Source organism: Duganella vulcania, from assembly GCF_009857655.1.
Classification (GTDB): domain Bacteria; phylum Pseudomonadota; class Gammaproteobacteria; order Burkholderiales; family Burkholderiaceae_D; genus Rugamonas; species Rugamonas vulcania.
On record NZ_WWCX01000001.1, the window covers coordinates 61,883 to 83,892 of the forward strand.

Genomic DNA, 22,010 nt, shown 5'->3' on the forward strand with positions numbered 1-22,010 from the left:
GGACGGCGAGCATCAGCCCATCTCATGTATTAGTCATGTCAGCTTTGACACTGCGCACGCGACGGCACCCGACCCGTTGCAGACCCCCAGACATATGGAAAGCTGACGCTCAACGTGGAGTTAGCCGGCGCGGCGCGGCTTCATCGCGCAGCGTCCGTGTTGATGGATGGGTTAGAACTCTCTGGGGCACACATTTGAGAAAGACTATTTTTCAGCCAACGCAAAACCCGCGTTGCCAGATGCAACCACTGAGACAAATACAAACGGCACTGGACTAGTATTTAGAGCGCCATGCACTTGGCCAGGTTTTGCTATGGCAATATCTCCAGCCTTTAGATGAGCGACTTTGCCGCCTCCTTGGTAATACTCAGCCTCTCCAGAGATAACCGTCCAAGTATCTTGGCCGTCCGGGTGAACATGAGCGGTTATTTCTTGCCCAGGATGGGCATGCCAAACAACAACTGCTGAGTCCTTGGTTTCCAGAACCACTGAACGAATTGGTTCGCCGTCAGACGGACGAATATATTCTGTTACCGAAAATATTCTTGATTCCATTTCCATATCCACTCCAAAAATCAATTTGGCTTGAGAAGTTATTACAGAACAACTGTATCCGAGAGTTCTACGTTGCCGATAACCGGCCCGAAACGGCGGCGCAACGCGCCGCTGTTGGGGGTCCGTGTTCATCGGCGGGTTAGACCTGTGCTTGCGTAAGACGAATATCGACTTCTCGGTCGACGTATTTCCATTCCTCTGACGCACGCAGTTCGGAAAGCAGCCTGTTGAACTCAACCTCATGAATTGGCGCGTATTCGAACCAATTCAGAAAATCGAACGGTTCATTCTCTGAGAGGTCGCGGCAGTGGTGGAGCTTGCGCGCTACTGCAGGCAAATACTGAAGCCCGATTTGGACGTGCTTCGACTGTTCGAAAACGCTCCGGCGTTCGTCTTGCGTGAGCTCCCACCAAGCTGCGTTCTTCCGGATCGGTATTAGCGCACCGCACGTTGCTTCTGGGCGCGCCAGACCTTGCTGCTTCGCTACAATTTCATTCTTCTCTGCGCGCATGACATATCGTTCATTGCTGGTTATTCCACGAAGTATCCAGGGTGCATTGGTTTCAGACTGCAACTCTGAAGCGGATACGACGTTGAGCCTTTTGGCTTCAGGCAGGGGCTCGCCAACTCTCGTTTCGGCCCTGACAATCCGCCAAGGGCCAATGTCTGCGCCGACGAAAGCAAATAATCGTGTATCCATTTCAATCTTTCATGTGTGAATGTTTTAACTCTTGCAGCTTCGAAGAACCTATCTGCCGATCCCGTGATTGTGCATCATCGCCTCCGCGCAATGATACACCAGGCGATAGCTTTCGTGCGGGATCAACTCGCGGGTCCCGGGAATCTTTCCCGGCTTGCCCAGCATGGGGTGCTGGATCAAGCGGGCGGCCGCGTCGCTGAAAATCTCATCCATCCGGGCCGCCGCGCGCGGATTGTCGGCTGCGATGTAGTCCCACACATCGGCACGGTCTTGCTGCGCTTCGGGCGTCCAAACAACCCTCACGCCTGGCTCGCCACACTGGCACGCCGTGCGGCGAATTCGGCCTCAACTTCATCGTTCGACCGCCCCAATCCAGCGCGCATCGAAGCCCGGCCGGCTTCGACCTTGCGGCGCAGGAACTCGTCGTACTCGCGCGACTCGCGCTGGCGCTGAACGAACTCGCGCATCAGCTCGCGCAGCACTTGCGACGCCGGGCGATGGGCCGCCTCGGCTTCGGCCATAAACTCGGCGCGCAACTCAGGCTCCAGCTTCATCGTGAAAACGGCTTGTTTTGACATGATCGGGGCCTCCTGCCACTTGATACTAACAAAGTATATACGCCGTCATTACTAAGCGCTATTCACAGAACGCTGCAAGGCGGGCGTGCGCTAGGCCAAGGCCTGTCGGAAAACATTTGTTTTTCGACAGGCCTTCAACGATCCTCTGCACCAACCTCCGAGTGGCCGCAAAATTGTGCGGAAAACTCTGTCGCCAGACGCTACCATACGGAAACCTCGTCTTAATGGTTTTCCGCTTATGTTGGTAGGTTACATGCGCGTGTCGTCGGACTCCGACCGCCAGAGCACGAACTTGCAGCGCGATGCGCTGCTCGCCGTCGGCGTCGATGCGCGGCATCTGTTCGAGGATCATGCTTCCGGCGCGAAGGACGACCGCGCGGGCCTGGCGCGGGCGCTCGAATTCGTTCGCCCTGGCGACGTGTTGGTCGTGTGGAAGCTCGACCGGCTCGGCCGTTCGTTGTCGCACTTGCTCGCCATCGTGACCTCGCTCAAGGAAAAGCAGGTGGCGTTCCGCTCGCTGACGGAGAACCTGGATACCACGACGCCCTCGGGCGAGTTTCTGTTCCAGGTGTTCGGCGCGCTCGCGCAGTACGAACGCGCCTTGATCCAGGAACGTGTCGTCGCCGGTCTGGCTGCCGCCCGCAAACGCGGCCGGATCGGCGGCCGGCCGCAGGCGATCACCGGCGAGAAGCTGGAGGCCATCGTCGCTGCGCTCGATGGCGGCATGTCCAAGGCGGCGGTGTGCCGCAACTTCGGCGTCAAGCGAACCACGCTGATCGAGACCCTGGCACGGGTTGGTTGGACGGGCTCTCGTGGAGCGTCATCGCGATGACGACCAAGAGCGAACGATTGACCGTCCTGTCGGACGCCGAGCAGGAAGCCCTGTACGGCCTGCCGGACTTCGACGACGCCCAGCGGCTGGAATACTTGGCGTTGACTGAAACCGAACTGGCGCTCGCCAGCAGCCGGCCTGGTCTCCATGCACAGGTCTATTGCATCTTGCAGATCGGTTACTTCAAGGCCAAGCATGCCTTCTTCCGCTTCGACTGGAGTGAGGTCGAGCACGATTGCGCCTTCGTGCTGAGCCGCTACTTCCACGGCGAGTCCTTCGAGCACAAGCCAATCTCCAAGCACGAGCACTACACCCAGCGCGAGTGGATTGCCGATCTGTTCGGCTACCGGCCGTGGGCGGCCGAGTTCCTGGCGCAGCTCGCGCAGCAGGCCGCGCAGACCGTGCGGCGCGACGTGATGCCGGGGTTCATCGCCGCCGAGCTGATCGTCTGGCTAAACGAGCACAAGATCATCCGGCCCGGCTATACCACCCTGCAAGAGCTGGTGAGCGAAGCCCTGTCCGCCGAGCGTCGGCGGCTGGCTGGCCTGCTGTCGGAAGTGTTGGACGAATCGGCCAAGGCCGCGCTGGGTCGGCTTCTAGTGCGTGACGACACCCTGTCGCAATTGGCGGCGCTCAAGCAGGACGCCAAGGACTTTGGCTGGCGTCAGATGGCCCGCGAACGCGAAAAGCGCGCCACGCTGGAGCCGCTGCACCGGATCGCCAAGGCGCTGCTGCCCAAGCTCGGCGTCTCGCAGCAGAATCTGCTGTACTACGCCAGCCTGGCGAACTTCTACACCGTCCACGATCTACGCAACCTGAAGGCCGATCAGACCTACCTCTACCTGCTTTGCTATGCCTGGGTGCGCTACCGGCAGCTTTCCGACAACCTGGTCGATGCGATGGCCTACCACATGAAGCAGTTGGAGGACGAAAGCAGTGCGGGCGCAAAGCAATCCTTTGTCGCCGAGCAGGTGCGCCGTCAGCAAGACACACCGCAGGTCGGCCGCCTGCTGTCGCTTTACATCGACGACAGCGTGCCCGATCCCACGCCGTTCGGCGATGTGCGCCAGCGCGCCTACAAAATCATGCCCCGCGATACGCTGCAAACCACCGCGCAGCGCATGAGCGTGAAGCCGGTGAGCAAGCTGGCTTTGCACTGGCAGGCGGTGGACGGCCTGGCTGAGCGCATCCGCCGCCATCTTCGGCCGCTGTATGTCGCGCTCGACCTCGCTGGCACTGATCCGGGCAGCCCGTGGCTCGTGGCGCTGGCCTGGGCCAAGGACGTGTTCGCCAAACAGCAGCGCCTATCGCAACGGCCGCTCGCCGAATGTCCAGCGGCCACGCTGCCGAAACGCTTGCGACCGTACCTGCTGACCTTCGATGCCGATGGCAAGCCGACGGACCTGCATGCCGACCGCTACGAGTTCTGGCTGTACCGCCAGGTCAGGAAGCGCTTCCAGTCGGGTGAACTCTACCTCGACGACAGCTTGCAGCACCGGCATTTTTCCGACGAGCTGGTTTCGCTGGATGAGAAGGCCGCCGTGCTGGCGCAGATCGACATCCCGTTCCTGCGGCAGCCACTCGATGCCCAGCTCGATGCGCTCGCGACCGAGCTGCGCGCTCAGTGGCTGGCCTTCAACCGCGAGCTGAAGCAGGGCAAGCTGACGCACCTAGAATACGACAAGGACACGCAGAAGCTGACATGGCGCAAGCCCAAGGGCGAGAACCAGAAGGCGCGCGAGAAGGCGTTCTACGAGCAACTGCCGTTCTGCGACGTGGCCGACGTGTTCCGCTTCGTCAACGGCCAGTGCCAGTTCCTGTCGGCGCTGACGCCTTTGCAGCCGCGCTATGCGAAGAAGGTCGCCGACGCCGACAGCCTGATGGCGGTCATCATCGCGCAGGCGATGAACCACGGCAACCAGGTCATGGCACGCACCAGCGACATCCCGTACCACGTGCTGGAGAGCGCCTACCAACAGTACCTGCGCCACGCAACGCTGCACGCGGCCAACGACTGCATCAGCAACGCCATCGCCGCGCTGCCGATCTTCCCGTACTACTCGTTCGACCTCGATGCACTGTACGGTGCCGTCGATGGTCAGAAATTCGGCGTCGAGCGGCCGACCGTGAAAGCGCGCCACTCGCGCAAATACTTTGGGCGCGGCAAGGGCGTGGTCGCCTACACGCTGCTGTGCAACCACGTGCCGCTCAACGGCTACCTGATCGGCGCGCACGATTACGAGGCCCATCACGTGTTCGACATCTGGTATCGCAACACGTCGGACATCGTGCCGACCGCGATCACCGGCGACATGCACAGCGTCAACAAGGCCAACTTCGCTATCCTGCACTGGTTCGGCCTGCGTTTCGAGCCGCGCTTCACCGACCTTGGCGATCAGTTGAAGGAACTCTACAGTGCCGACGATCCGGCGCTGTACGATCAGTGCCTGATCCGGCCGGCCGGGAGAATCGACCGCGATCTCATAGTCAGCGAGAAGCCGAACCTCGACCAGATTGTCGCCACGCTCGGACTGAAGGAGATGACGCAGGGCACGCTGATCCGCAAGCTATGCACCTACACCGCGCCGAACCCCACGCGGCGCGCGGTGTTCGAGTTCGACAAGCTCATCCGCAGCATCTACACGCTGCGCTACCTGCGCGATCCGCAACTGGAGCGCAACGTTCACCGCTCACAGAACCGCATCGAGTCCTATCACCAGCTACGCTCAACCATCGCCCAGGTCGGCGGCAAGAAGGAATTGACCGGGCGCACCGACATCGAAATTGAGATCAGCAACCAGTGCGCCAGGCTGATCGCCAACGCGGTCATCTTCTACAACTCGGCCATCCTCTCGCGGCTGCTGATGAAGTACGAGGCGAGCGGCAACGCCAAGGCGCACGCTCTCCTGACCCAGATATCGCCGGCGGCCTGGCGGCACATCCTGCTGAACGGGCATTACACCTTCCAGAGCGACGGCAAGATGATCGACCTGGATGCGCTCGTGGCGGGGCTGGAGCTGGGATGACGGAAATTTCGGCGGTTCTGGCTTAGAACCCCAAACTGGCCGATCTTCAGGCGATGAAAACCGCTCTCACAGGCATGGTTGCGCGATGCGACAGCGAGGAACGGAACGATGGCTGCCCAATCATTCAGGCGCTGATCGACGACTGAAATGTAGCCCTTAGGGAGCACTCGGCATGACGTTGTGCGACTTGGTCCGGTAGGAGCAGAGCCGACTGCCGATTTGCTCCGTTGCCCTCAAAAAGCCGATTTCAAAACTTTTACCTTTTCGAGGGGATGGGCACATTTAGCCAACGTGGAAACAGTCCGGTTTTACCAACGCAGCGGACTGATCGACGAGCCGGCGCGGCCGCATGGGGGCGGCTACCGGACCTATGGGGAAGAATGGATCCATCGAATTCGGTTCATCAAGCGCGCGCAGCTACTTGGCTTCACGCTCGATGAAATTACGAGCCTGCTCAAACTGGAAGGTTCTCTGGCCTGTACCAGCACGCGTTACCTGGCCGCCAGGAAGTTAGCCATGGTGGAGTCCAAACTGGCCGATCTGCAGGCGATGAAAGCCGCTCTCACAGGCATGGTTGCGCGGTGCGACAGCGAGGAGCGGGACGATGGCTGCCCAATCATTCAGGCGCTGATAGACGACTGAAATGTATTCAACTGGACCACGATCAACTCCTCCGAGCCTGGCTTCGCAGGTTATAGCGGATGCTGATGGCGATGATCGCGAGAATTAGCACCTGTGCCGCCAGCGTCTGCGCGGTCGGATAAATCCCCAACACCTCGACGCGGGGAGCGGCGACCGGCGTCATATCCAGGAATCCTACTTTTTGCAAGGCTGCCACTCCCTTGCCAGCGAGGACCACCGCCAGTACGGCCACCAGTGCAGAGCTGTAGGCAAAGAATTGGCTGATAGGCAATCTGGCGCTGGAGCGCAACAGCAAGACGGCGATCACGGCCAAGATAACGATGCCCGCCCCAAGGCCAGCGAGCAGATATATGCCATTATGCTCGGTCCACAGCGCGACATAAAACAGCACCGTTTCAAACACCTCGCGGTAGACGGTAACGAACGATAGCAAGAACAACATCGCGGCCGAGCGCTTGTTGAGCGCCGAGGAGAGCTTGTCCTTCACATATGCCTGCCAGCGCCCCGCGAGACTCTTCTGATGCATCCAGATACCCACGGCCAACAGCACCACTGCTGCAAAGATTGCGGAAAACCCCTCGGTCATTTCACGGCTCGCGCCACTCAGATCGACAAGATATGTGGCGACTGCCCATGTCAGGGCGCCGCCCGCAAGCGCAACGATCCAACCCGCGTGCACGTAGGGCAGCACGTCCTGACGACCAGCTTTTTTCAGGAACGCCAGCATGGCGACAACCACCAGCAACGCCTCCACGCCTTCTCGCAACAAAATGGTCAACGCGCCGATGAACGTCGACAACGGATCGTTGGAGGAGTCGAGCGCGCCTTGCGCATCGGACAGCAGCCCCTGCAAGCGCGTCGCGGTGGCACGAGCCTGCGGCAGATTGTTGGTGGAGACGGCATGGCGATAATCTCCCATCGTTTTTTCGATCTCCGAAAAGAGCGCATTGTTCTTGGCCGCCAGCGCCGGCTCCACCGGCTCGAAGCCGTCCAGATAAGCCGACAAGCCCAGACGCGCAGCGGCCGCCATGTCGCCGGCCTCCAGTGCGACCACACTGGCTTTGAGCTTGGACATGGCGATAGGCAAGGTGTCCGCGTTTGACTGCGCCAGCGTCGCCGGCGCACTGCGCAGATAAGCGGTCAAGCCGCGCGCGGCGTCCGCGTCGACGGCCTTGGTCAGGGCGCTCTCGGACGATTCGCTCAGTTTGGCCAGCGTCGGCAAGGCCGCATGCAACTCCGGGCGTTCGGCCCAAAGCTTTGCGCCTGCCTGACGGTCAGCGTCGGAATACGACAGTGTCGACGCGAAGTAGGCCACGGCCCAGCGCTCGTCCTCGGTCAACTTTGCAAAACTCGCCATCGAGGTGCCTTCCACGCCGCGCGTGACGATCTGCTGTAGGGCGAAGACACTTCGCTCACGCGCGCGCGCGTGATCCGCCAACGCGATCGGTGGTGGATTGAGCGAGGCGGCCAGAGGACCGTCTGCATGACCGGACGTCCCGTGACAGGCAGCGCAATTACTTTGGTACAGTGCGGCGCCCTGACGCAGATCCGGGGTCTTCGATGGCGATACTGGTACCGGGTAGGCCACCAGCAGTGCCGCAGCCAGACGGTGCGCTTGATCGCCTACCTGGTCCGCCGACGCCTTCTGCGCGATCGACTGACGCAAGGCGTCAGCATCGGACAGCAGCGCGACCTGCTGCGGCGTGGTAGGCAGCACGGCCAGCTGTTGGCGCGCGGCGTGCGCGAATTCCTGCATTTCTGCATATTCGCTCTGGCTGGCGACGGTGCCTTCTTTCACCGATTTCGCGTAATCCACAGCGAGATAATCCAGCAGTTGCCATATCTGCTTGGTCTGTTCAACGGTCGATAACTGCTCCGCGTGGAGCGTCGTCGCCGACGACACCAGACAAACCCATACTAAAAGCACTCGGATCACTTGCATAATTGTTCCAGAAGTAGAGTGGCAAAGGCCACCAAGGAGTAAAAGTAAAAAATCGCCTACTGGGATATCTCAGTTTCGAATCCTGCGTAGTAGGCGCAGCCCGTTCATGACGACCAACAGACTGGCGCCCATGTCAGCGAACACGGCCATCCACAACGTCGCTTCGCCGTGCAGGGCCATAACCAGGAACACGGCCTTGATCGCCAAGGCAAGACCGATGTTCTGCATCAGGATGGCGCGAGCCTTACCGCTCAGACGGATGAATTCCGGTATTTTCCGCAAGTCGTCGTCCATCAGGGCCACGTCCGCCGTCTCGAGCGCCGTGTCAGTGCCCATGGCGCCCATCGCGAAACCGATGTCGGCCTTAGCCAGCGCCGGAGCGTCGTTGACGCCGTCTCCCACCATGCCGACGTGGCCGAACGTGGCTATCAGGTCGACCACGGCGCCCAGCTTATCTTCCGGAAGCAACCCGCCGCGCGCGTCGTTGATGCCAACCTGGAGGCCAATCGCGCGTGCCGTGTGGGCGTTGTCCCCGCTCAGCATGACCACTTCGACGCCTAGCGCCGCGAGATCTGCAATGGCTTGCGCGGTTGTCGGCCTGACTGTATCGGCCACCGCCAACATCAGCAGCGGTGTGCTCCCGTCGACCAGCAACACCACGCTTTTGCCATCACGTTCCAGCGGTTCGACCAGCGCCTCGATCGCTTGGTCGGAGCAGCCGAGCTCCTTGACCAGGCGCAAGCTACCCAGATGCAGCTCGCGGCCATCGATGAGACCGCGCACCCCAAGGCCATCAAGTGCACGGAAGGCGCCCACTTCGGTAAGCGCCTCGCCTGGCATCTGTGATTCCCAGTAGGCGCTGATCGCCCCCGATACAGGGTGATCGGAACGCGCGGCCAGGCTGGCGGCATGAAGCAGCGTAGTGTGCAGTTCAGCGCCGGCGAATGGGACCGCGTCGGTGACAGCGGGCTTTCCCAGCGTAACCGTACCTGTTTTGTCTAGCGCGATCGCACGCAGCAATCGGCCTTGTTCCAGGTAGGCACCTCCCTTGATGAGTATGCCCCTCCGAGCGGCGGCAGCTAAGCCGCTCACTACCGTAACCGGCGTAGAGAGGACTAGCGCACACGGACATGCGATTACCAGGAGCACCAGCGCCTTGTACAGCCATGGACCGGCCGCGCCTTGCGTCAGCAACGGCGGAAGTATCGCAACGAGCACTGCCAACAACACCACAGCAGGGATGTAATAGCGAGCGAACTGGTCGACGAAGCGTTGCGTTGGCGCGCGCTCGCCTTGCGCCTGCTGCACGCTGTCGACAATCCGAGACAGTGTCGAGCCTTTTTGTGTAGCGGTGACACGGAACTCGATCTCGCCGCGCTCATTGATGGTGCCGGCATAGATGGCGTCGCCCGTCGCCTTTGCCACCGGCAGACTTTCACCGGTGATCGGTGCCTGATTGATCGTACTCTGTCCAGCCGTGACGATGCCGTCCAGCGGCACCCGCGCACCTGGGGCAACACGGACGATAGTTCCAACCTGAACCTCACTTGCCGGCGTCTCGCGCCATCCGTCGGCGCCTGCGTTCACCAGTGCCGTATCAGGCGACATCGCCATCAGTGCACCAACGGCGTTGCGGGCGCTATCGAGGGACTTTGCCTCGATCAGCTCCGCCACCGTGAACAGAAAAATCACCATCGCGGCCTCAGGCCATTGGCCGATCACCGCCGCACCAATCACCGCCAGCGACATCAGGAAGTTCATGTTGAGCGATAGGTGCCGCAACGCGATCCATCCCTTTTTCAGCGTGCCCAAGCCGCCGGAGAGGATAGCGATAACGGCGAGCGCCACCACCGCCCATGATTGCTCATGGCCGGTATACCACGCAAGCATCTCGGCCCCAACAGCAGCAGCTCCCGAGACGCAGAGCATTGCCCATGCGCGGCCGGATATTCCCGCGTCCTGCGCCAACTCGGAGACCTGCCCGGGCGCGGCGGAGCTCGACGTGTCGGCTTTGACCACAGCTTCCATGCCCAGCGACGTAAGCGCTTCGGCGATCGGTGCCACAGCTGGGAGACGATGGCGTACCGTTAGTTCGCGCAGCATCAAATTAAATTGCAGCCCCGTAACTCCAGGCATTTTCTCCAATCGGTCCCGGATCAGCCTTTCTTCGGTTGGGCAGTCCATATTCTGAATCAGGAACACAGCTTGCTCAGCCCCATCGACAACTGCGGGAGAGCCGACAGATGGCGTAGCGGTTGTACCGGAGCATCCGTTGTTATTGAAGCAATCCATAAGCCGGTCCTTGATTCGTATTATCATTCGCATTAAACACCCTATAGTCACTATAGAGTCAAGCATTCAATTGAGTTCAGGAGCGGCTTATGCAGCAAACATTGAAGATAGGGCAACTTTCGAAGGCGACAGGCTGTCAGGTGGAGACCATCCGTTTCTATGAGCAGGAAGGGCTCTTGCCGGCGCCGGCGCGTAACGCAGGGAACTACCGGCTATATGAAACGGCCCACGTCGAGCGGCTGCAGTTTATCCGCCATTGTCGATCTCTGGATATGCCGCTCAACGATGTGAGGCTGTTGCCGAATCTGCGTGATGCCCCGGGCGAAAGCTGCCAGGAAGTCAATCAGTTGCTTGATCAGCGCATTGTGCAAGTGGCGCATCGCATTGCTGAGCTCAATGCTTTGCAAGGCCAATTGAGTGTACTGCGAGGCCGTTGCCGAACAGGTAGTGCGGCGCGCGACTGCGGCATTTTGCAGGAGCTATCGACGGGAATGTGCCAAGCGGAGGGGTGTGTGGAATAGCAACTTCAAACCATGAATTGAAACGACACGGTGCGTTGCTGGCTTGCGATCATTGAAGGTGACTGCGGAGCGGGAAAGCGCGACATCATACGGCAAGCTTATTTATTTAAAATCAGTTGCTTACAGCAGGATTTGAGTTTTTTTACACGAATCCCGGCCGACCCTCACCTTCGTCATCAACGAGGCCAACAAATTGTTGGCCAAGTACGCTAGCGATGCCGACAACCTCCCTGCTCACAACAAGAATTGCTACCTGTATGTGACGAGCAACGTAGACCCCCAACTCGGGGTCACACCCGATACTTTGCGGTATGAAGACGTGTGTTTTGCCTTAGCCGACTTGGCCAGCTTAGCGGCGGCAGCCTCCACACCAGTCTAAAGTGCCAAGGGGAGCCTAGTTGGCGCCTTCACGCGGGTGCACGACGCAATGTGCCAACGTGCGAATTCGATCCTGTCGCGGACATCTACCGGCAACGGTGCCTCGACCAGGGCCACCATCACCTCAAGTGGGTGGGCTTGTCGTCCAGCGCCAGCACGTTGCTAGAGAAGTCCGAGTGCAGAAACTCGCGACCTTACGCCCTTCGTTGGCGCTACAAGAGCCTGCCGCACGGCCGCACGACAACGAACTGACAGCTCATGGCCCAGTGGCGCTGCGCCAGGGACGAATGTAACGCAGGACGGAAAACTCGTTTTCACACAGATCGCCACCGGCGCCCGTCGCAGCTGGCTTCAGGCCGCCTGGGCCACAGGACTGCACGACCAGGTCGATGCGTATTAGCCCATGATCCGCGAGAGCAGGTCGCTGGCTGCGCCGACGTCGGCCGGCTCCATGAGCAGGGTCATCGCGCTTGCGGTGCTCACCATATTGAGGACCTTGATCCTGTTGGCTGTGAACTGGCGCATGATGTTGTAGTACATACCGGGCGAGCGTCCCGTGTCGGGGTTTAACGGGACGCTGACAGCACTTAACCCGACCTTGCGGCGCACAAGGCTATGGCCGCTGAAGACTTCGCCCACCAAGGAAACCAGCGCCGAACTGCACACTATGGCCAGGTCGTCCACACCGCGCGAGACGCCCAAGTACACGTCGTCCACATTGTTCTTCTTGGCCAGCAGCTGCTTGTGCAACGCGTGCGTGTCGTTGGTGTACCGATACGTCAACTCGGTCAGATCGCCGATGATGACCAGTTCACCCTTCTTATGGCCGCTCAACTTGACTGTCGCGCTCGCCGCTGCGCCAACATCAGCAACGGGCCGATCTGGCGCGGTGGCTGCGACTTGCAGCATGGGCTCAGAGAACGCCGAGCTAAAATCGACGGACAGACCTTGCGCCAAGGCGGACAGACTCAGCAACCCGCGCCCCAACCCCTCGACCATGGACGAGGAGTCCATGACGATACGTTCAACCTTGGTCGCGATGAACAGCATAGGCGTCCGAATCTACAGCATCAGGTGCTGCAAGCACCGCGAAGAAACCGCCCGAGCGGGACCGTACAAGTAGGTGCGCCATCGCGCGAGCTGGCCAGCACGCATTAGCACCGCAAATCCCCCTCCATGGCAGGATACTGCGCGCGCCACGCCGTCGGCAACTCGTCGTACGGCACCAATGGGGCGCCAACGCGCGGCGTAGCCCCTGGCCGCCCACGGCCCCCCGTGGTCATATCAACGATAGCCTTTTCCGCCTGGCTGGCACGGTCGAAAGCAGATGCCAGCGCCAAGTCTTCCGTTGGCCCACCAGCGCCAGCATATTGCGCCAGCGCGTCAGAGGCCTCGTCCAAGTGAATCGTATAGCGATTGAACACGCGATGCTCACGCAACGCGCGATACATCTCGTCACTATGCCGCACACTGCCAGGCTCGCACAACGCGAGACGCACACCGCGCAGGAAGGCGGCGGCGGCCACGCCGGGCACCCGTTTGGGATGCACGATCATGCGGACGAAATGGGGGGCGACTAACGCCAGCTGACGCAGTTCACGATAGGCCGGACCAACGTACGCGTTGGTCCAGTCGATCACGCCTGCCAGCGCATAACGCCTGCCAGTCAGAGACTCCTTCTTCTCAAGGATCAAATTGCCATGCGTGAAGTCATTGTGCAATAGGACCCGGTCATCGTGCCGGTCAAACCAACTGCACACTGCCACTGCACTGCGCACATCGTCAAGTAAGTGCGACAGGTGGCTGCCGGCCACCAGATCGACCATGACGTTGGTCCCATCAAAGCTGTCGTACTGCGGCAAAACGCTAGCTACGTCGCACGGCAGCTCGACAGCGTGCAAACGCGACAGGAATGCCGCCAACGAATGCGCCAACTGAACCTGCTGGGGGAACGTCGTCTCTTGAAACCAGCCGCGCGTCAGAACAGTACCCGGGATATACGGATAGGCATGGGCCATCGAGTGCTGCGAGCGATGGCGAATGTCAGGTACGAGCGGCGCGTCGATGCCGCCTAGCGCAGTTCCCAGAAACTGCAACAATACCAGTTCAGCGCGCGTGCGCGCCTTGATCTCATCTGCCTTGGGCACGCGCAGCACTAGACCACTTTTTTCCGCCAAGTAGCAGCTTGCGTTGTCGCCCTTGGCCAACAGCACGGCGTGATCGACGTCCGGTACGTCCGGGAATTCCAGGCACAATTGGCCGATATCGTCCCCTGTCGCTTGCATGCAATCTCCCCTTCAATCGCTTATCGTCCCCAGGCAGCCGCAGCCGCGAGGCACCAGCATGATTCGATTTAATTACATTAACTAAAAACCATCAATTGTGTATTTGGAACAATAACCCAACGCTTTGCGATCATGCAAGAATTTTACGTGGAATGGGCCCTCCAAAAAGCACTACGGCTAGCCATCACCGCGCCGCGAAGTAGCCACTGGCCGCAGACTGCGCTCAGAGTAGCCGCGCGAAGTCACTGCTTGGTAAATAGGCATCATCATGAGTAAAGCACTGGTAATTCGGGCGCTAGGAAACTGTGGCACATCTGCCACGAAACATCATGGCCGATAAGAAGGGGGTGGGCAAGCGCCAACACGGCAAGCGCGACAGCATCGCGCCACCCAATTACGGCTTGGGCACCACCAGGGTGGTGTAGCTGCCATCCGAATAATGGGTGGTGATTTCGCTGGCGCCGCCTTGGGGCACCCACCTTAGCGGCCAGGCAAAGCCGACATAGGATTCGCTCTTGCTCTTTTGCCGCATAGCACGCAACATGCCCGGCAGTTCGGCCAGAACCTGCTCAAAATCGGAGTCGGACGCCATCTCGAGCACATCCTTAAAGCTAAACAATGGCACGGCTTCGGACTCGCCAGCAGGGCCAGGTGCACCAGATGGCCCCATGGCGTCAAACAAGCCCTTGACGGCCGTCGTACTCACAGCCGCCGCAAAGGCTTTGCTATTGGCGCCAGGCGCCACGCATTGCGCCTTGATGCTCTGCAGCGCGGCAAAGAGCGCCTGGTGGCCATTTAGCGCCAGCAGCGTATCGCTGATACTAGCGACATCCCCTTCGGCATCGAGGACATAGTTGCCGTCAAAGGTATACGGTGCTTTCATGGTGACAATTCAGTCCTGTCTTGGAGTTGCGACCACACTAGCGAATCAACACTCAAGAGTCAACCACCGGTGAAATTCCAAAGAAAGGCCCGCACGAAGGGATGAGGAGCGATTTCACCCACGCAAAACGACGCACAAACTCCTGCATCGCGAAGCGCAAGCACTTGCCCCTATGCTGGTTTTCCTCGGTACATAAGTGACAAGTGGATAAATTGCCCTACGCAAAATTGTTAACTAGCTGAGGTTGGGATTCTCCTACGCCAGTTCGCCATCAGGCTCTTGGAATAGAGCTGGTAAAGTGGACCTAACGGTCAAGACAATTGTTTCAGCGAATTAACACTATGTCCGTTCGAAGCCCGCCAGTCGAGCTGTCTTCGGGTCGTAAATAAAATCGGTAATCGAACCATCTCGAATGCGCTGAACTGCTTCATCAATCACGTGAAGCGGCACCAAAAACCATTCTCTTGGCCTAACTGGACGGCCAAAGCGATCTTCGATGGTCAAATCTAGCTGTGCCGCACCAAACAAGTGGTGAAAGATATTTTCCAACCTAACGCGATTCAGATTGTGCAGTTTGTAAGTAGCAACCACTTCTACCCCAGCAAGCAGGTAGGTGGCATCCTTTTCTGCGCCTGCAATGCGAGTCTCTACTTGTCCGCCCGTAACACCTATCTTGTGAATCAACTCTCGATGCGCCATTACGAAAGGGTGACTCGACTTGCTGCGCAGCACATAGATCGTGCCGCTTTCAATGTCGCCTTCCTCAACCCCGGTACCAAAAAGTGGTCCAGCATCAGGATCCGAAATTAATCGAGATTGGTCGTCCCGATGCATTGATCGTTGAAACGACCTCATCAAGATACCCGCCTCGGTCCCGTTGTCAAAGACGACACGCAATCGGCGATCACGACGACCGTATTCCGTCATGAACTCTGCCTCAACATCAGCGATATAGGCGACCTGGCCACCAATGATGAAAAACGCGCCCTGAACAATATCATCCAGTGCCTTTTCTTTGGCCTGAAGCGTTAGTGCCTTTCGAATGCCATTCTGAAGCTCACGCTGCACTGCATTGAAAAGCGGCCTGAAAGTTTCAAAGTCACCGCACTTCTCGCGATTCGCAATTTCTTCGGCGGCCCGCTTCTCGCCGGAAGACCGGACATGACGCAACACAGTGATGTCGTTTTCATCGGCTGGCACATCGACAAGCCCCAACTCGGCCAGCAGAGCATCTTCGCCCAAGGCATCGAGATCAACCTTTGCCCCATGGACGCCTGCCAACAGTCCAGCGGAATCCAGCTCTGCGAGCAGAGTTTGTGCTTCAGGCAGCTTTCGCAACTGATCCAACCTTACAGCATGCAGCCGCTCGAAAATGTCGTGGCTGTCCCCGTGCTGAGGCGCACGACCGTGAGCTTGGTAAAAGCGCAGAATGTCTTCAAAACCAGCAATAATGCGTTCCTCACGCGGGGTGCGGCTAGAGGCCTTGAGAGAGGTAACTTCAACGCCCAGCGCATCCAGTAGTTCGTCGTCGTCCATGTCAGCCATTGGCGCCGTCTCCTCCGGTTTGCGCTGCCTTAGCCTGCGCGCGGTAGCGTGCGAAGGCAGCTACGCCTTCGGCCATGCGTTTCTCCCAGGCGTCGGCCGAGTTGATGTCTGGCAGGCGGCCACGTTCGTTCTTGAACTGCAAGGCCCTCTTTGACAGTTCGCGGGCGTCCTCTTCGGGGATGCTCACCTTTTTGGCCGCAATAGCGGCCTGCACCTGACGCAATGACTTCTCGTCCATTGCTTTAGCCAGTACCGCATACGCGGCGTCGAACGGGTTGATGCGGTCAATCAGATCGATGTCTAAATCGCGCACGTTGACGAACTTGCGTACGCCGTCTAGCAGGGCCGTGCTGCCTTGCACCGTGCCGCCACCCGTGGCATCAGCTTGGGACAAGGATAGCTTTGCTTGCTGGGTGATGTTCATGGCGGCAATAGCGTGCTGACGAATAGCTTCCTGGTCGCTTTCGCTCAGCTCAGGGTAGCGTTCGCGCACAATCTTGCCCATGCGCAGTTGCGTCAACTCTTCGGGCAAGGTATTTTCCTTGTCGAACAAGCCACGCTCCAGCACCGTCTTGTCCTGCAAGAAGCTGGTGACCACCTCGTTCAAGTCTTCCTTGCAGATGCGGGTGGCTTCAGGTGTCTCTGGCGTGGCCAGGCCGTTGATTTCGACGTGGTATTGGCCGGTCGCTCCGTTCACGCCAACGTTGATACCGCCTTCGTGGTAGCCATCTCCGCCGTTGTACACGAAACCTGCTTGTGCACCAGCATTTTTGGGTGTGAACTCATAGCGCGGGGCCAGCACCTGCTCCATCAGCAGGCTGGCCGATATGGCCTTGAGCATGTCATTCACGGCTTCGGTCACGGCCGCCTGCTCGGCGGTGGGCTCGGCAATGAGGTTCGTGAAGCGCGACCGCTCCTTGCCTTGGGCGTCACGCGTAGCGCGGCCGATGATCTGCACGATCTCGGTCAAACTACTGCGGTAACCGATGGTGAGCGCATGTTCGCACCAGATCCAGTCGAAGCCCTCCTTGGCCATGCCCAGCGCAATAATCACGTCCACATGGTCGCGGTCGCCTTTGTGCGCTGGATCTTTCAAAGCCGCCAGTACGCGGGTACGCCGAGCCGGGTCGCTGTCGTCCACGAGATCCGCCACCTTCAATGTTCGACCGTCCTTCGCGGCCACCAAGTGGAAGCCAGTATCAGGGTCCACACCCTTCCATTCGCCCAAACCATGCATGATCTCGTCCACTTCGCGCTGCTTGTCCTTCAGACTTTCGCGCGCGTTCACGTTGGGAATGTGGACGATGGTTTTCAGCGCCGGGTCGAGCACCTTGGTGACGGCATCTACATAGGGCCCGGTATAGAAGAAGTAGCCGATGTCCAGCGACTTGAGCCATTGGTAGCCGTTGAGCTGCTCGTAGTAGGTGTAGGTCACCGTCTCGAACTTCGATTCATCGGCCGGGCCTAGTACGGCTTCGCTATCTCCCCGGAAATAGGAGCCCGTCATGGCCATCAGGTGCACCTTGTCCCGCGCGATAAAAGCGCTCAATTGGCTGCCCAGCACGTTATCCGGGTTACTAGAGACGTGATGGAACTCGTCGATAGCGATCAAGCGATTGTCGAAGGCTGCAATGCCTAGCTCTTCAACCGCAAAGCGGAAGGTGGCGTGTGTGCATACCAGGGCCTTGTCGCTGCTTGCCAGAAACTGGCGCACTGCGTCCACTTTGGATTTGGCGGCGCGCGGTTCGTCGCCTCCGGGTGCATTACACAGGTTCCACTGCGGGGCAACGTGCCAGTCCCAGTAGAAGCCAAAGCGACTCAAGGGCTCGTCGGCAAAGCTGCCGCCAATAGACCTCTCAGGCACGACGACGATAGCCTGTTGCAAACCCTGATTGTTCAGCTTATCCAGCGCAATAAACATCAGGGCGCGGCTTTTACCAGAAGCCGGCGGCGACTTGATCAGCAGGTACGGCTCGCCCCGCTTGGCATAGGCCCGCTCCTGCATGGCGCGCATGCCCAATTCGTTGGCCCTGCTGGATACGCCCGTGCGTGCCGTCGTTATCGACACTGACGGCACGGTGTAGGTGTTGGTGGGGTTGCTGGCATGTTCGCTCACGATGTTTTCTTCCTTCTCTTGACTGCCGTCGCGGGAAGTTTGCTCTTCTCTGCGGCCGTCATCTTGGTATAGAGTTCAAACAGCTTTTCCAGGCGCTCCGTGTCGTTCTTGAAGCGGCGGCCGATGTAAATGCGCTCCAGCACCTCGTCATTCCGCTCGTGAGCGTGACGCAGGTTATCTGGCATAGTTTCCGGGTCATACAAATCGGCGATGGTGGCAGGGAAATGTGCTTCTCGGGCCAGCAGGATGTCCTCGGCGCAACGCGTCAGATCGACCTTATTCTGCTCGGTAAGCAGCGGCACCGGAAAGGTATTCCAGCCGAGGGTATTGGAGTAGGAGAAGCGCATTTCCAAGCGCACGCAAACCGTACCGATCCAAATCCAGTGCAGGCGCGAGGCGATCAATGCCATGTTCCACAATGGGGCGTCATAAAGGGCGAAGCACTTATTGCTCGGCACTGAGCCTGGCTCAATCAGCCCGACCGGTAAGAATGGTCGGTTTTCTGAGCTAACACCAGGCACCACGATGGTATGGAACTGTCCTTCATTCATCCGCTGGAATTGATGCGGACGACTGGCGATCTCCCTCGCGGTTGTGCCCCCCTTAAGGCGGGATTCCTTCACTAGCTCGACACGTTTTCTCACGGCCGGGATCGACATGGCCTCAGCGATGGCGCTATCAGAGATCCAAAGGCAGTGCCTCGGAGTCCCGCGGATGAACTCAGAGGACCCGTAAATCCTTCGGGTCAACCGCGAAGCCTGGTCGTCGGATAGCCCGAGCGCTAGCAACTCTTGGGTGTCAAGAAGCAAATGACCGCCATCTATCGGTGTGTTGCCAAAGGTCATTTCGGCCAGCGGACCCATCGGGCTGCTTGCCTTCTGAACCTCAATGTTTGAACCAGCAGTCAGATAGCCGTTGATGTTCTCGGCAACCTTAACAATCGAATTACCGTCATCGGTAACGGAGAACAAATGCCGCACACCACGGATGTTCTTACCAAAGCCAACAATGGCAACTGTCACTCCAGCATTTTTGCTGGCAAGGTTTTGCCATTTGAAGCTTGTGTGCGCAAAGAATATTTCGCAGCCAGCTGAAAACAGCATGGACCAGAGTGTCGGTACCTGAACGCCTTGACAGGCTGAGTTGGTGGTCACAAAGGCAGCGCGTGCCATGCCATGTTCCATGTAATCGCTGGCTTTAATGAACCAGCCTGAAACGTAGTCGAGTGATTTCCAGTTCTTGCACCGATGTGCGAACAGGGCTTGCATGTCGTCCTTTTGCACATCAGCCTGCCATCGCGCCCCCAAGTAAGGCGGATTCCCGAAAATGTAGGTCTCCCCCCCCTCATTCTCGAAGTCGATTTGAGCTTGATCGAGCGGGGTACTAAAAAGATCATCTGCTGCCAACTTCACGCCGGTGCCCGTCGGCGGGCAAATACTCAACCAATCAAGCCGCAGAGCGTTCCCACACACGATCCAGTTCTGCGCATCGAGCGGCAAGAATTCCGCTAGAGCATCCTTCTGTCCCCGATACAATACGTCGCACTGGAACTCGGCAATAATTAACGCCAGCCGAGCAATTTCGGCTGGAAAGCTGCGCAGCTCGATGCCGCGGAAATTCGTCAGCGGGATAGCGCTGCCAAGGTCCGTCTCCCCCCGTCGCCGATTGATCTCGGCCTCGATCGCGCGTAGCTGCTTGTAAGCGATGACTAGGAAGTTGCCTGAGCCGCAGGCCGGGTCAAACACCCGAATGCGCGCCATACGCTTCCGCAGATTCAGCAGCTTGCGCTCGTTGTTACCTGCCTCGGCAAGTGCGGCGCGCAGATCATCCAGAAACAGCGGGTTCAACACCTTCAGGATATTGGGCACGCTGGTGTAGTGCATGCCCAGGGCTCCGCGCTCTTCGTCATCGGCCACAGCCTGTATCATACTGCCGAAGATGTCGGGATTAATCTCGCGCCAATTCAGTGACCCCGCGTGCAAAAGGTAGGTGCGCGCCATCTGGGTAAAGTGTGGAACCTCGGTGCTGCCCGAAAAAAGACCGCCGTTGACGTAAGGGAAGGCACTGGCCCAAGCCGGCAGGCGGGGCATGACGGTGGCTTGATCCGAGGACTTGATGTTCATGGCCCGGAAAATTTCGGACAACACCTCGTGGGTGTTGCTTGCGCTGCGCTCGCTCCAGCGGTCCACCGTCCGCGTGAACAGGCCCGTAGCGCTGAAGATCCCGGTGTCTTCGGCGAAGAAGCAGAATACTAAGCGCGCCATGAAGTGGTTCATGTCGCTGCGCCGCTCGTCTTTGGCCCAGGCCGGGTTCTCGCGCAGCAGCTCGACGTAGAGCTTGTTCAGTCGCCCCGTGGCGCGCACGTCGATGGGGTTGTCCTTGATCTCCTTGATGGTGGAGATGCCGGCCAGCGGCAGCAGGAATCCGAAGTGGTTGGGGAAGTCCTCGAATTCGCAGGCGATGGTTTCGCCGTTGGCCAGTTCTTGGGCTTCCAGGGTCTGCCCATCGGTGGCCAGCACGAATTTGGCCTTACCCTTGGCGGTGGCGGCGCTTGTCAGCAGCGCTGTGAAGGTCTCACTGACGTTGCCCGCCTCGCAGGTGGCAATGTGAATGTTGTTGCGCAGCAGGACGCCACCTGACAGGTCGGATGTGTTGTTATTACCGCTGCGCAGGCGCTTGAGCGTGACCTCCTTGTTGCCGAAGGCGGTCAGGAAGGCATAGGGGAAATTAGCCGCGTCAAAGGGCTGGAGGGCCAGATCGGAGATGGCCTGTTCGATTTCAACTGCATTCATGCAACATCTTGTCCATGTGACTTCTGCCCGCTTGTGCTCGGCTGAGAATCACCAGCCAAAACGCCACCACGGGGAGCCACCTTATAAATTGTTGTCCGTGAGACTTTGCAACGTTCTGCGATCTGACCAACCGGGATGGTCGAGTCAGACGTCAAGCGCTCAATCTCCCTTGGGTTCGCTCCCGAATCAGGTTGCATTCGAAATCAGCCAACGCTGCGAGCACATGGAAAGCCAGCTTCCCAGCCACGCTAGTGGTCTCGGTTTTCTCGATGATGCTCTCGAAACGCCCCCCTTCTTCTCTAAGCCCCCTCAGACACTGGCCAAGCTACTGTCGTACAGCCGTCCTTCCGCTCGCCGCATCTTCGTAGACAGAAGCGACCCCAGCCAAGCCTAACGCTTTGCGCCGCAGGTCCAGATATGGTCATCTGTCAAAACGGGGACATAGCCAATCCGTTGATTCATTGACGGTTACCGGAGGTTGTAAAATTGACGAGAATTCTAACAGATTTGGTTCTCACAGGCAGCCAGTTAGCCACCTGGTCGAGCCCAACCGTTTCCAGGACTGCTGTACCGGCCACTCACCAAAGGCAAATCTGGTGGCGGTGCTCGACTGGCAATCGCACCGCGTGCAGTCATGGCGCATCAGCAACAGCATGGACACCTCGTTCTGCGTAGACTACCTAGGAGGACGCCCTGCCCGTCCATCGCAGGCCAGCGGTGTTCTACAGCGACCAGGGCTCGCAGTTCACGAGCCCCCCTTCACCGACGTGCTCAAGCGAGAGGTCGTGACCATCCGCATGACAAGGTATACCGCAGTGGCAGCGGTGGCAGCGCGATCATCGTCGACAAATATGGCGCCGCAGATGCGCAGTGGAAGAGGAACCCTTCCGGCGGTAGCCGCTGGAGGGTGAGACTCTCCAGCG

General features: G+C 59.0%; 18 protein-coding genes and 1 pseudogene. 5 read left to right on the forward strand and 14 right to left on the reverse strand.

Annotation, left to right across the window (positions count from 1 at the left end; genetic code table 11):
* Window positions 1–204: 204 nt before the first annotated feature.
* From GTP90_RS00270 to GTP90_RS00285, 4 genes are all read right to left on the reverse strand, one after another.
* Window positions 205–561, reverse strand: coding sequence for a cupin domain-containing protein (locus tag GTP90_RS00270; RefSeq protein WP_012435589.1), 357 nt, complete (start codon window positions 559–561; stop codon window positions 205–207).
* Window positions 562–694: 133 nt separating this feature from the next.
* Window positions 695–1,255 carry a chlorite dismutase family protein gene (locus GTP90_RS00275; RefSeq protein WP_011514928.1) on the reverse strand — a complete coding sequence of 187 codons (561 nt, stop codon included), beginning with the start codon at window positions 1,253–1,255 and terminating at the stop codon, window positions 695–697.
* A 48-nt stretch (window positions 1,256–1,303) separates the two neighbouring features.
* Window positions 1,304–1,558 (reverse strand): type II toxin-antitoxin system RelE/ParE family toxin, encoded by a 255-nt coding sequence (locus GTP90_RS00280; protein WP_161081571.1) that lies wholly within the window; start codon window positions 1,556–1,558, stop codon window positions 1,304–1,306.
* On the reverse strand, window positions 1,555–1,833 hold the full coding sequence (locus GTP90_RS00285) for a hypothetical protein (RefSeq protein ID WP_011342941.1): 279 nt from the start codon (window positions 1,831–1,833) through the stop codon (window positions 1,555–1,557). Before GTP90_RS00285 ends, GTP90_RS00280 begins: the two co-directional genes overlap by 4 nt.
* Window positions 1,834–2,086: 253 nt before the next feature.
* Between GTP90_RS00285 and GTP90_RS00290 the strand changes: the two genes are divergently transcribed.
* The 3 genes from GTP90_RS00290 to GTP90_RS00300 all read left to right on the forward strand — a co-directional run bounded on the left by GTP90_RS00290 (window position 2,087) and on the right by GTP90_RS00300 (window position 6,333).
* Window positions 2,087–2,665 carry a recombinase family protein gene (locus tag GTP90_RS00290; RefSeq protein WP_013521166.1) on the forward strand — a complete coding sequence of 193 codons (579 nt, stop codon included), beginning with the start codon at window positions 2,087–2,089 and terminating at the stop codon, window positions 2,663–2,665.
* Entirely contained in the window at window positions 2,662–5,691 is a 3,030-nt protein-coding gene (locus GTP90_RS00295; RefSeq protein ID WP_012077404.1) for a Tn3 family transposase, read from the forward strand. Before GTP90_RS00290 ends, GTP90_RS00295 begins: the two co-directional genes overlap by 4 nt.
* A gap of 291 nt (window positions 5,692–5,982) precedes the next feature.
* The gene (locus tag GTP90_RS00300) at window positions 5,983–6,333 is read left to right on the forward strand and encodes a MerR family DNA-binding protein (protein ID WP_371875007.1); all 351 of its coding nucleotides are present in this window, start codon (window positions 5,983–5,985) and stop codon (window positions 6,331–6,333) included.
* 22 nt (window positions 6,334–6,355) lie between these two features.
* Here the strand turns inward: GTP90_RS00300 and GTP90_RS00305 are convergent, their stop codons facing one another.
* Together GTP90_RS00305 and GTP90_RS00310 are read right to left on the reverse strand one after the other, a co-directional pair.
* Window positions 6,356–8,275 carry an FTR1 family protein gene (locus GTP90_RS00305; protein WP_161081572.1) on the reverse strand — a complete coding sequence of 640 codons (1,920 nt, stop codon included), beginning with the start codon at window positions 8,273–8,275 and terminating at the stop codon, window positions 6,356–6,358.
* Window positions 8,276–8,344: 69 nt separating this feature from the next.
* Window positions 8,345–10,567 carry a heavy metal translocating P-type ATPase gene (locus GTP90_RS00310; protein ID WP_254451676.1) on the reverse strand — a complete coding sequence of 741 codons (2,223 nt, stop codon included), beginning with the start codon at window positions 10,565–10,567 and terminating at the stop codon, window positions 8,345–8,347.
* An 89-nt stretch (window positions 10,568–10,656) separates the two neighbouring features.
* Between GTP90_RS00310 and cadR the strand changes: the two genes are divergently transcribed.
* Window positions 10,657–11,088: a Cd(II)/Pb(II)-responsive transcriptional regulator gene (gene cadR, locus GTP90_RS00315; protein ID WP_308937290.1), complete on the forward strand. Its 432-nt coding sequence runs from the start codon at window positions 10,657–10,659 to the stop codon at window positions 11,086–11,088.
* A 774-nt stretch (window positions 11,089–11,862) separates the two neighbouring features.
* Here the strand turns inward: cadR and GTP90_RS00320 are convergent.
* The 8 genes from GTP90_RS00320 to GTP90_RS36740 all read right to left on the reverse strand — a co-directional run bounded on the left by GTP90_RS00320 (window position 11,863) and on the right by GTP90_RS36740 (window position 21,400).
* Window positions 11,863–12,516 carry a hypothetical protein gene (locus GTP90_RS00320; RefSeq protein ID WP_161081574.1) on the reverse strand — a complete coding sequence of 218 codons (654 nt, stop codon included), beginning with the start codon at window positions 12,514–12,516 and terminating at the stop codon, window positions 11,863–11,865.
* Between the two features lie 104 nt (window positions 12,517–12,620).
* Entirely contained in the window at window positions 12,621–13,751 is a 1,131-nt protein-coding gene (locus GTP90_RS00325) for a phosphotransferase family protein (RefSeq protein ID WP_161081575.1), read from the reverse strand.
* 394 nt (window positions 13,752–14,145) lie between these two features.
* The gene (locus GTP90_RS00330) at window positions 14,146–14,634 is read right to left on the reverse strand and encodes a hypothetical protein (protein WP_161081576.1); all 489 of its coding nucleotides are present in this window, start codon (window positions 14,632–14,634) and stop codon (window positions 14,146–14,148) included.
* A gap of 339 nt (window positions 14,635–14,973) precedes the next feature.
* Window positions 14,974–16,179 carry a GIY-YIG nuclease family protein gene (locus tag GTP90_RS00335; RefSeq protein WP_161081577.1) on the reverse strand — a complete coding sequence of 402 codons (1,206 nt, stop codon included), beginning with the start codon at window positions 16,177–16,179 and terminating at the stop codon, window positions 14,974–14,976.
* Window positions 16,172–18,295: a DEAD/DEAH box helicase gene (locus GTP90_RS00340; protein ID WP_161081578.1), complete on the reverse strand. Its 2,124-nt coding sequence runs from the start codon at window positions 18,293–18,295 to the stop codon at window positions 16,172–16,174. The genes GTP90_RS00335 and GTP90_RS00340 overlap by 8 nt, the downstream gene beginning before the upstream one ends.
* Entirely contained in the window at window positions 18,292–21,087 is a 2,796-nt protein-coding gene (locus GTP90_RS00345; protein ID WP_161081579.1) for a class I SAM-dependent DNA methyltransferase, read from the reverse strand. The genes GTP90_RS00340 and GTP90_RS00345 overlap by 4 nt, the downstream gene beginning before the upstream one ends.
* A complete protein-coding gene (locus GTP90_RS36735) occupies window positions 21,084–21,284 on the reverse strand; it encodes a helix-turn-helix domain-containing protein (RefSeq protein ID WP_254451677.1) in 201 nt (66 codons plus the stop codon). Before GTP90_RS36735 ends, GTP90_RS00345 begins: the two co-directional genes overlap by 4 nt.
* Complete coding sequence (locus GTP90_RS36740) at window positions 21,239–21,400, reverse strand: recombinase family protein (protein ID WP_254451694.1); 162 nt, start codon at window positions 21,398–21,400, stop codon at window positions 21,239–21,241. The genes GTP90_RS36735 and GTP90_RS36740 overlap by 46 nt, the downstream gene beginning before the upstream one ends.
* Before the next feature lie 274 nt (window positions 21,401–21,674).
* Between GTP90_RS36740 and GTP90_RS37530 the strand changes: the two are divergent.
* Window positions 21,675–21,887, forward strand: a pseudogene (locus tag GTP90_RS37530) (DDE-type integrase/transposase/recombinase); the annotation flags it as partial.
* Between the last annotated feature and the right edge of the window lie 123 nt (window positions 21,888–22,010).

Bases quoted from the DNA above. Each gene is read 5' to 3' on its own strand.
- GTP90_RS00270 (WP_012435589.1), bottom strand. From the start codon at position 561: ATGGAAATGGAATCAAGAATATTTTCGGTAACAGAATATATTCGTCCG.
- GTP90_RS00275 (WP_011514928.1), bottom strand. From the start codon at position 1,255: ATGGATACACGATTATTTGCTTTCGTCGGCGCAGACATTGGCCCTTGG.
- GTP90_RS00285 (WP_011342941.1), bottom strand. From the start codon at position 1,833: ATGTCAAAACAAGCCGTTTTCACGATGAAGCTGGAGCCTGAGTTGCGC.
- GTP90_RS00290 (WP_013521166.1), top strand. From the start codon at position 2,087: ATGCGCGTGTCGTCGGACTCCGACCGCCAGAGCACGAACTTGCAGCGC.
- GTP90_RS00295 (WP_012077404.1), top strand. From the start codon at position 2,662: ATGACGACCAAGAGCGAACGATTGACCGTCCTGTCGGACGCCGAGCAG.
- GTP90_RS00305 (WP_161081572.1), bottom strand. From the start codon at position 8,275: ATGCAAGTGATCCGAGTGCTTTTAGTATGGGTTTGTCTGGTGTCGTCG.
- GTP90_RS00310 (WP_254451676.1), bottom strand. From the start codon at position 10,567: ATGGATTGCTTCAATAACAACGGATGCTCCGGTACAACCGCTACGCCA.
- cadR (WP_308937290.1), top strand. From the start codon at position 10,657: ATGCAGCAAACATTGAAGATAGGGCAACTTTCGAAGGCGACAGGCTGT.
- GTP90_RS00320 (WP_161081574.1), bottom strand. From the start codon at position 12,516: ATGCTGTTCATCGCGACCAAGGTTGAACGTATCGTCATGGACTCCTCG.
- GTP90_RS00325 (WP_161081575.1), bottom strand. From the start codon at position 13,751: ATGCAAGCGACAGGGGACGATATCGGCCAATTGTGCCTGGAATTCCCG.
- GTP90_RS00330 (WP_161081576.1), bottom strand. From the start codon at position 14,634: ATGAAAGCACCGTATACCTTTGACGGCAACTATGTCCTCGATGCCGAA.
- GTP90_RS00335 (WP_161081577.1), bottom strand. From the start codon at position 16,179: ATGGCTGACATGGACGACGACGAACTACTGGATGCGCTGGGCGTTGAA.
- GTP90_RS00345 (WP_161081579.1), bottom strand. From the start codon at position 21,087: ATGAATGCAGTTGAAATCGAACAGGCCATCTCCGATCTGGCCCTCCAG.
- GTP90_RS36735 (WP_254451677.1), bottom strand. From the start codon at position 21,284: ATGCAACCTGATTCGGGAGCGAACCCAAGGGAGATTGAGCGCTTGACG.